This window comes from Protofrankia sp. Cr1 (assembly GCF_963555865.1).
Classification (GTDB): domain Bacteria; phylum Actinomycetota; class Actinomycetes; order Frankiales; family Frankiaceae; genus Protofrankia.
On record NZ_CAUVXO010000116.1, the window covers coordinates 1 to 9,072 of the forward strand.

A 9,072-nucleotide genomic window follows, 5' to 3' on the forward strand; every position below is an offset into this window, starting at 1 on the left:
CGGAAACCCGGGGCGCCGGGACGGCCGACGCCGGGACCTGGAGCTACACCTACGACCCGGTCAGCCTCGGGGTCACCTCGATCACCGACCCGAACGGGAACTTCCAGACCTTCAGCTACGACGATCATGGCAATCAGATCTCCGCCAGTGATCCGCGCGGGTTCACCACCTCCCGCACCTACGACGACCGGGACAACCTCGTCGCGACGATCGACCCGACCGGGACGCAGACCAGCTACGGCTACGACGAGGCCGGGCACATCGCCACCAGCACCGGCACCAACGACGGCACCTCCGCCTACAAGCTGCCGACCAGCATCACCCTGCAACAGGTCGACCAGGCCGCTGAAGTTTCCAACGGTAATCCGCCCTCGACCGTGGTCCGCTCCGCGAGCTTCTACTACGACGACGCCGCGCATCCCGATGACGTCTCCCGCACGGTGAACGCGCGTGGGAACACGACGACGAACACCTATGACACCTTCGGTGACCTCGCCAGCACGAAGGACCCCGAAGGCAACACCACCAAGTACGGCTATGACACCGCCCGCGGCCTGCGCACCTCGGTTGTCTCGCCGATCGGCGTGTCCGCCGGCATCGTCCCCGGCTGCACCCCGCCGGCCAAGGGCTGCACCACCTACAGTTACAACGCCTGGAACAACCCGATCAAAACCACCGACCCGCTCGGTGACGTCAGCTCCGCGACCTATGACGCCGACGGCAACAGGACCTCGGCTACGGACGCCAACAACCGGACGACGACTTACACCTACGACCTCGCAGACCGGCAGACCGTGACGACCCGGCCGGACGCCACGACTCTCAAGACCGACTACAACGCCGACAACACCGTCGCGGACATCGTCGACGGGGCTGCCCACAAGACCACTTATGGCTACGACAACCAGGGCCGGCGGACCACCCGGACCGATCCCGGGTCCCACACGATCACCTGGAAGTACGACACGGCCGGCAGGCTGCTGACACTCGCTGACGCGGCCGGCCGGGTGACCACCTACGGGTACGACGCCGCCGGTCACCAGACCACGGTGGGCTATTCGGACGGCGCTACCCCGAACGTGACGGCGACGACGTACGACGGCCTCGGGCGGCGTACGTCCACGACCGACGGCACCGGGACCAGCCATTGGTCCTACGACTCCTTCGGTGAGATCACCTCCTACACCAACGGCGCTGGAGCCACGGTAGGTTACAGCTACGACGCCGTCGGCAACGTCACCTCGATCGCCTACCCCGGTGGCAGCGGCCGGAGCGTCACCCGAACGTTCGACAAGGACGACCGGCTGGTCACCGTCCAGGACTGGAACGCCAAGAGCACGTCGTTCGGGTACGACCGCGACAGCGATCTGCTCACGACGACCTACCCCAACAACACCAGTGTCACCGGGAGTTTCGACAAGGCCGACCAGCTCACCGGCTCCACGTTGAAGGCCGGCAGCACCACGCTTGCCTCCCTGACCAGCCCCCGGGACGCCGCCGGCCAGGTCAGCGGGGAGACACCGACCGGTGTTCCGGGCAGCGCGCAAACTTTTGCTTACACGGCGTTGGAGCAGCTCAAGTCGACGACCGTCGGCGGTACCACTACCTCCTACGCCTATGACGCCGCGGACAACCCGACCACGGTCGGCGCTACGACGCAGACCTTCGATGTGACAAGCAGGCTGTGCTGGAGCACCACGGCCACCCCGCCCGCGAACCCGGCCTGCGCCAGCACACCCAGCGGCGCCACCACCTACACCTACGACACCGAAGGCGACCGGACCAAGAGCACCGCCGGGACCGCGGTCACCACCTACGCCTACGACCAGGCGAGCAGGCTCACCGGGTTCACGAAGAGCGGAACCACGGCGAGTTACACCTATGACGGATCCGGCCTGCGTGCCTCCAAGACCGTCAACGGCGCTACGACTCCGTACACCTGGGGCGTCGGTGGTGAACTCCTGTACGACGGTGCCACCGCTTATGTCTATGGGCCGGGTGGTGTGCCGATCGAGCAGATCGGTGGGAGTGCCACGCAGTGGTTCTTCTGCGATCAAATTGGTTCCGTCCGGGCGTTGACGGATTCCACCGGGGTGGTGGTCGGCGGCTACGGCTATACCCCGTGGGGTGCGGTGAACGCTCATACGGGTGCGGTGGGTTCGGTGTTGGGCTTCACCGGGCAGTACACCGACGCTGAAAGTGGGCTGCTGTATCTGCGGGCCCGTTATTACGATCCGGCCACGGCGCAGTTCCTGACGGTCGATCCGGCCCTCGAGCTCACGCGTAGTCCGTATGGGTATGTCGGGGGGAATCCGCTCAACGACGCGGATCCGAGCGGGCTGTGCGGGTTCTGGTGCAAGGTCGGTACCGGTATCGGTATCGGTGCGGCGGTCGTGGGCACTGCGGCGTGCATCGTTCTTGAGCCGTGTGGTCTGGTTGAGGCCGGTGGTGTGGCGCTTGCTTCGGGTGCGCTCGTGCTCGGTGGTGGGGTCACGATCGCGGCCGAGACCGGGGGTGTCGTCGCGGGTGGCGCGATGGTGGGCGGCTTCATCGGTGGTGCCGTCGCCGCGGTATCGAGTGCCGACGGTGGTTCCAGCAGCAACTCCAGCGGCGGTTCCAGCGGTTCCCGTAGCTCGGGTAGCGGTTCCAGTACTTCACAAAAATGTGATATAGACGCACTGTCGAGGAGCGGTCAGCGTTCTGCTCAGAACGGGCGAACCGCAGCTGGCCGTGCATACCAGAAGCATATGGACCGTGGGGAGCTACCGAAGGTCCCGGGCAAGGATCTGAACTCTGTCGGTCAGAATTTGCTTGATGATATATTGACAGATCCCGGATCGAAGCAGGTGCCTATCAATTCAGGTATTTCCAAAGGGGGCGATTACTTCATACGTCCAGACGGGGAGGGAGCGGCGTTCGATGCAAACGGCCAGTTTCAGTATTTCGGCAAGTTCCGATACTGAGAGGAATTGATGTACTTGCAGGGCAAGGGTGGCGCCGATTCTACGGATTCTTTTCGGTATGCGGCAGAGCGCGTGGTGGGCGAAAAGCCTGTTTTTGTGAAATACGTAGTTCTGGAGGGAGAGGAGTGGCCTTGTGGGCATCGACATGACGACGTTGTTCACGAAGTGGACATGGTTGTGATGATTGGCATGGAAAGCGGAGCCGTGCTGCGGATCAGATGGATCCTGCCTGGGTTCGACCAGGGGCTTGAGGCTGTCTTGGACCAAGCCCCACCGGAGGGGCTGAATACGGTTGATGTTACGCGAAGTGAGCAGTGGCTACCGTTGATTGGGCATCCCGTGTCTGAGGTTGCGGTGGCCTGGCATGTTCCGTATGAGGGCCGTCCACAGCAGCCCTGGGCTTTGCGTCTGACCTTTGACGGCTATGGCAGTGCTGTCGTTGCTCTTGGTGAGGAGCAGGATGGGACGTTGGTGTGTCACCCGACTTCGCTTCTTGTCTTCTTCGACGAGAAGGCAGCCCGGTCGTTTGTAAACCTCGATGATTCGCTGTCTTCCTGGGGCGAAGTACTACGATAGACTCCATTCTGGGGTATTGTTCCCAACGACGCGCAGGGCTTCCTCCCGGTTACCGACCGCGTCGGCGAGCGCGTTGTGCCGTGGACCACCTGGCGGGTTGCATGGGGTGGGCGGCGTGACCATGGTCGTCGTCGGGTGGTGCGGACATCTGTCACCGGTGGTGGCGGGGCTCGGCCTGTACCGCACCCGACCGGACCGACCGTAGGCGGGTGCCCTAGCGTGTGCGAAGGTTCTTTCGTAGCTGTTAAGCCCAGGTCACGCGATCATGACCTTTTCGCGTCGCCGGAGGTCCCCGGGGTAGGTCTGTACCTGCACGGGACGATCCGCGCCGGCGCGGACCGATCAGAGGGGACGATCTACAGATGGCCATCAGTCTCGCCAAGGGCGGCAACGTCAGCCTTACCAAGCAGGCGGCGGACGCGGGTACGCCCCAGCTCACCGCGTTGACGGTCGGGCTCGGTTGGGATGCCCGCACCACCACCGGAACCGACTTCGACCTGGACGCGTCCGCCATCGGCGTGAAGGCCGACGGCAAGGCTCTCACCAACGAGCATTTTGTTTTCTTCAACAATCTGAAGTCCCCGGAGGGCGCCATCACCCTCACCGGCGACAATCTCACCGGCGCGGGCGAGGGGGACGACGAGTCGATCGTCATCAACCTCGGTCAGGTACCGGCCGACATCGACAAGATTGTCGTACCGGTGTCGATCTACGGTGCGCAGGATCGGCACCAGAACTTCGGGCAGGTGCGCAACGCCTACATCCGCGTTGTCGACCAGACCGGCACCGAACTGGTCCGTTACGACCTTTCCGAGGACTACTCCACCGAGACGGTGGTGATTTTCGGTGAGGTCTATCGCAACGGTGCGGAATGGAAGTTCCGGGCGGTCGGCCAGGGCCACAACGACCTTGGTGGTCTCGCCCGTGACCATGGTGTCACCATCTGACACCATGCGTGACATAGCCTGTCGGTGGACGGCGATGCTCCGGCTCCCCGTCCACTGATGGCAACGGTGTGTGATCGGTAGGTGGCGGTAGATCTGGGAAAGTCATGGGTATGACGCCCATGATGACCGCCTGGCAGGTCACCACACCAGCACCGGCGACGGCGCGACCGCTGCGGCGCACGGCCCTGCCCGTGCCCGAACCCGCTGCCGGCGAGGTGCGTCTGCGGGTCGCGGCGTGCGGGGTCTGCCGTACAGACCTGCATCTCGCCGAAGGCGACCTCCGGCCGCGTCGACCCAACACGATTCCCGGGCACGAGGTGGTCGGCTATGTCGACGCCGTCGGCCCCAAGGTGGACGATGTCGCCCCCGGTGACCGGCTCGGGATCGCCTGGCTGCGGGAGACCGACAGGACCTGCACCTACTGCCGGCGCGGCGCGGAGAACCTGTGTCTGGTCTCCCGCTACACCGGTTGGGATGCCGACGGCGGTTATGCCGAGTACGCCGTCGTCCGCGCGGATTACGCCTACCGGCTGCCTGAGGGCTACTCCGACGGTGAGCTGGCGCCGCTCCTGTGCGCCGGCATTGTCGGTTTCCGGGCGCTGCGCCGCGCCGACCTGCCACCGGGCGGCCGACTCGGGATCTACGGCTTTGGCGCGTCCGCCCACCTGGCCACACAGGTGGCGCTGGCGCAGGGCGCGAGGGTCCATGTGCTGACCCGGTCGCAGACGGCGCGGCGACTCGCGCTCTCGCTCGGCGCATCGTCAGCCGCCGGGCCCTACGACGCCCCGCCGGAGCCGCTGGACGCCGCCATCCTGTTTGCACCGGTCGGTGACCTGGTGCCCGTTGCGCTGGGAGCACTGGACCGGGGCGGGACGCTGTCGATCGCCGGTATCCACCTGTCCGATGTGCCGGCGCTGAGCTACCAGCGGCACCTGTTCCAGGAACGGACGCTGCGGAGCACGACCGCGAACACCCGGGCGGACGGGCGCGAGTTCCTCGAGATTGCTGCGCGGCATCGGCTTGCGGTCACGGTCCAGCCATATCCGCTGGACCGGGCGGACGAGGCGCTGATCGACCTGGCCGCGGACCGGGTGACCGGCGCCGCGGTCCTGTTCCCGGCCGGCTGAGCAGGGCCGGCTGAGCGGGCCGGCTGCGGGCCGGTTGCGGCCGACCGTAGCCCAGCTGCGGATCAGGCCCGTTTGACGGCCGCCAGCCGGCGTTCGGCGAGAGTGAGCAGGTCGGATACCTCCCTGCTGAGGTAGCCGGTGGCGCCGCGTCCGATCTGCCGTCGGCGCAGGATGCCCGCGCCGACGAGTTCCTCGGCCGCGGCCCAGGCGGCCTGCACGGACACGTCCAGGATGCGCGCCGCGCTGGCCGCGGTGAGCACCGGGGATCCGGGTAGCATGGTGATCAACCGATCGGCGGTTGACGGTTCCCGGGGCCGGTTGCGAACCACGACGGTCTGCTCCCGGCAGGCTGTCAGCCGGGTGTCCCAGGACCGGCGCAGTTCGGCGATCTCGTCCGCGAAGGTGCGGGCCTCCTCGATCGCCACCACCATGGAGTCGAGAAAGAAGGTCAACCACTGGTTCAGCGCGGCATGGGAGGCCCGGCCGCCGGGCGGACCGTCGTGGCAGTAGGCGGCCAGGGCCGTCACATAGCGGTCGGACCGGCTCACAAAGGCGAGGCTGACCGGTAGCACGGCCGGCGTGACCAGGCCCCGTCGGGCGAGCACAGCATGGATCAGCATCCGCGCCACCCGCCCGTTTCCGTCGTCGAACGGTTGGATGGTCTCGAACTGGGCGTGGACGAGCCCGGCCTGGATCAGCGGTGGATGGGCGTCGCCCGACGCATAGGCGGCAAGATCAGTCATCAGGCTGACCACCTCGGACGGCGGCGCGGGTATGAACGCCGCGTCCAACGGGTTCCACTCGCTCCCGCCGAGCCAGGTCTGAACCGACCGTGGGCCGGTGTGCCGGTGGCCCGGGAGCAGGGTGCGTTGCAGGTTGACGATGCCGTCCACGGTGATTGCCCCGGGTTCGGCGAGATCGGTGACCGCGTGGCGGAGCGCGGCGATGTTGCGGGCGACCCGGCGGGCGTTCACGCTGAAGCCCTCGACGACGCTGTCGGTACCGGCTCCGCTCGCGAACTCCGCCAGGGCGACCTGCTGGGGACGACCCCGATGCCCGCGATGCGCGACGAGGCAACCGCCTCGGACCGCAGGAGAAAGCCGGCCAGCCGGTCCAGGCTCACCATGACTGTGCCGGTCAGCGACCGGATGCCCGCCTCGACGGCGGTCGCGCGTGCGATGAGATCATCGTGGAGGCTCGGCGGCGACCCGGCGAGAGGATCGGGACAGTACGGGCGGTACACCCCCATGCGGCGCCCGCGCAACGGTGCGGCAGGGTTCGGGGCCCAGAGCTGTTCCCCGTATCGACCCATCGCCGGATTCCCCTGTTTTCAGCATTTCGACACAGCCAAACTCTTGGAGTTTGCTCAACTACGGTTCCGACCCCGGCCCAGAAGCTGTAGCAGCCCGGCCGCGGTTGCGCTGAGTGCGGCGGCGACGAGCACATCCCGGGGTAGCAGGTCGGCGGATTCCCGCTGAATACGGCCGTGGAAGCGGTCGAAACGTTCCGGCCACGGACTGCGGCCGGCGAAGTAGATTCCGATTTTGTCGGTGTCGGGAAGGCAGGCCCCGCTCATACCGGCGAGCACTGCGAGCCTTCGGCCGGGTGGAGCGGCCGCCGTCAGAACACCCATTGCGACCAGACCCGCCACGCCGTCGCGTCGGGCGACCGGAATCCAGTCCAGCCCCGGGCCGGTACCCCAGTGCGGCAGCATGTCCATTGCCAGGTGAGAGGCGAAACCAACGGCAAACGCGGGTATCGGCCGACGTAGTGCTGTACCGACCAGGGCCCCCGCACCTACGTGTGCACTAATGATCATTTGATGTGTGCTCCCCACGGTCGTAGGAGTTCATTCGCGCGCGGACGACCAGGTCGCGAACGCTGTCTGGACAGGGCTGCTATTCCCGTGCGGCCAGCGGCGGCGCGGCAGGAGTCGTGATCGCGCAGCCTCTGCCGAACTCGGCAAGAGCTGCCCACAGTAGCCGAGAGGGGTTCGCAGGCCTTCACACGCGGCGCAGGCTCACACTGTCCTGCCTCGTACAGCCACCGATTGTGGAGTATCCGGTCAGGCGGCGGCCTGGTCAGGCGGTCAGGTGACGACCCGGCGGCCTTCGAAGGCGCGACCGAGAGTCACCTCGTCCGCCCATTCCAGATCCCCGCCCATCGGCAGGCCACTGGCCAGACGGGTGACCTTCAATCCCATCGGAGCGATCTGGCGAGCCAGGTAGGACGCGGTGACTTCACCCTCGGTGTTCGGATCGGTCGCGAGAATCAGTTCGGTCACCGTCCCATCGGCCAGCCGAGCGATCAGCTCTCGGATGTGCAGGTCATCAGGGCCCACTCCGCCGATCGGATTGATCGCGCCACCGAGGACGTGATAGCGCCCCCGGAACTCCCGCGTCCGCTCGATGGCGACGACGTCCTTCGACTCCTCGACGACGCAGATCTGGGCCGGATCACGTCGCTGGTCGGAGCAGATCCGGCACAGTTCCGCCTGCGCGACGTTGAAGCACAGCCGACAGAACCGGACCTTGTCCTTGACTTCGTTCAGCGTCGCCGCAAGGCGCCGCACATCGACGGGGTCCGCGGAGAGAAGGTGGAAAGCGATCCGCTGCGCGCTTTTCGGGCCGATACCCGGCAGCCGGCCGAGCTCGTCGATCAGATCCTGGACGATCCCCTCGTACATTGTCACCGACCTGCCCCGATGTGGCCGCCAGGCACGAGCCGGTCGCCGATCGGCATGCCTGTCATCCCAGGCCTGGGGCTTGCGGCCCCGAGCCCGACCCGCCGGCCAGACCTGACGGTCCGCTCGGAACTCCGAGCCCGCCCGGAACTCCGAACCCACCAAGAGCGTCGCCCAGCCCGCCGGTGACCTCGCCCATCCGCTCCGCGGCGAGCCCGCGCGCGTTGACGGCGGCGTCCCGAACGGCCGCGAGGACGAGGTCCGCCAAGGTCTCGGTGTCGGTCGGATCGACCGCGGCTGGACTGATGGTGAGATCGACCAACTCGCCGCCGCCGGTCACGGTGGCTTTCACCAGACCTCCGCCCGCGGTGCCGTCCACTCTGGTGTCGGCGAGTTCCTGTTGGGCGGTCATCAACTCGGCCTGCATCCGCTGGGCCTGCATGAGGATCTGGCCGATGTCCGGCCCAGGTATCTGCGGGTTCGACATGTCCATGAGCCTACGTCCGGGGTCCGACGCACCCATGTGCCGCTGACCGAGGAATGTCCGGTCCGTCCGGTGTGCGGCCAGCCGATGCAATGGTCGATCAGTCGATGGGTTGGTCGATGACGGTGGCGCCGAGGTCGGACTGCAGCAACGCCATCGCGGCCGCCTCACCCGACAGCGACGCGCCTGGGTACGCCGGCGCGTCATCGTCGCCGGCCGAGGGCTCATCGTCGATGTCGCAGTGGCCGGCAGCTGACGACGCTGGTGGTACCGACGTCACCGGTGCCGGTGG

Annotated in this window: 9 protein-coding genes; 4 read left to right on the forward strand and 5 right to left on the reverse strand. The window is 66.8% G+C overall.

All coding sequences use genetic code 11. From position 1 onward, the window contains the following. The 4 genes from U9980_RS11830 to U9980_RS11845 all read left to right on the forward strand — a co-directional run. Window positions 1-2,963: RHS repeat-associated core domain-containing protein (locus U9980_RS11830; RefSeq protein WP_322767953.1), on the forward strand; the 2,963-nt coding region annotated here is incomplete at its 5' end. 9 nt (window positions 2,964-2,972) lie between these two features. Then, on the forward strand, window positions 2,973-3,539 hold the full coding sequence (locus tag U9980_RS11835) for a hypothetical protein (RefSeq protein WP_322767954.1): 567 nt from the start codon (window positions 2,973-2,975) through the stop codon (window positions 3,537-3,539). Window positions 3,540-3,901: 362 nt separating this feature from the next. Beyond that, a complete protein-coding gene (locus tag U9980_RS11840; RefSeq protein ID WP_322767955.1) occupies window positions 3,902-4,486 on the forward strand; it encodes a TerD family protein in 585 nt (194 codons plus the stop codon). A 122-nt stretch (window positions 4,487-4,608) separates the two neighbouring features. Continuing rightward, window positions 4,609-5,613, forward strand: coding sequence for a zinc-dependent alcohol dehydrogenase family protein (locus U9980_RS11845; RefSeq protein ID WP_322767961.1), 1,005 nt, complete (start codon window positions 4,609-4,611; stop codon window positions 5,611-5,613). 62 nt (window positions 5,614-5,675) lie between these two features. On the opposite strand, the gene U9980_RS11850 is transcribed toward U9980_RS11845, so the two are convergent. The 5 genes from U9980_RS11850 to U9980_RS11870 all read right to left on the reverse strand — a co-directional run. Continuing rightward, on the reverse strand, window positions 5,676-6,587 hold the full coding sequence (locus tag U9980_RS11850) for a Fic family protein (RefSeq protein WP_322767956.1): 912 nt from the start codon (window positions 6,585-6,587) through the stop codon (window positions 5,676-5,678). 392 nt (window positions 6,588-6,979) lie between these two features. Beyond that, the gene (locus U9980_RS11855; protein WP_322748717.1) at window positions 6,980-7,432 is read right to left on the reverse strand and encodes a hypothetical protein; all 453 of its coding nucleotides are present in this window, start codon (window positions 7,430-7,432) and stop codon (window positions 6,980-6,982) included. Window positions 7,433-7,702: 270 nt separating this feature from the next. Further along, window positions 7,703-8,299 carry a recombination mediator RecR gene (gene recR / locus U9980_RS11860; RefSeq protein WP_322748718.1) on the reverse strand — a complete coding sequence of 199 codons (597 nt, stop codon included), beginning with the start codon at window positions 8,297-8,299 and terminating at the stop codon, window positions 7,703-7,705. A gap of 61 nt (window positions 8,300-8,360) precedes the next feature. Next, window positions 8,361-8,783: a YbaB/EbfC family nucleoid-associated protein gene (locus tag U9980_RS11865; RefSeq protein ID WP_322767962.1), complete on the reverse strand. Its 423-nt coding sequence runs from the start codon at window positions 8,781-8,783 to the stop codon at window positions 8,361-8,363. Between the two features lie 97 nt (window positions 8,784-8,880). Next, the coding region (locus U9980_RS11870; RefSeq protein ID WP_322767957.1) for a hypothetical protein at window positions 8,881-9,072 on the reverse strand (192 nt) is incomplete at its 5' end.

Excerpts from the sequence above, each read along its gene's own strand:
- U9980_RS11840 (WP_322767955.1), top strand. The coding sequence starts at position 3,902 with ATGGCCATCAGTCTCGCCAAGGGCGGCAACGTCAGCCTTACCAAGCAG.
- U9980_RS11865 (WP_322767962.1), bottom strand. The coding sequence starts at position 8,783 with ATGTCGAACCCGCAGATACCTGGGCCGGACATCGGCCAGATCCTCATG.
- U9980_RS11855 (WP_322748717.1), bottom strand. The coding sequence starts at position 7,432 with ATGATCATTAGTGCACACGTAGGTGCGGGGGCCCTGGTCGGTACAGCA.
- recR (WP_322748718.1), bottom strand. The coding sequence starts at position 8,299 with ATGTACGAGGGGATCGTCCAGGATCTGATCGACGAGCTCGGCCGGCTG.
- U9980_RS11835 (WP_322767954.1), top strand. The coding sequence starts at position 2,973 with ATGTACTTGCAGGGCAAGGGTGGCGCCGATTCTACGGATTCTTTTCGG.
- U9980_RS11845 (WP_322767961.1), top strand. The coding sequence starts at position 4,609 with ATGACCGCCTGGCAGGTCACCACACCAGCACCGGCGACGGCGCGACCG.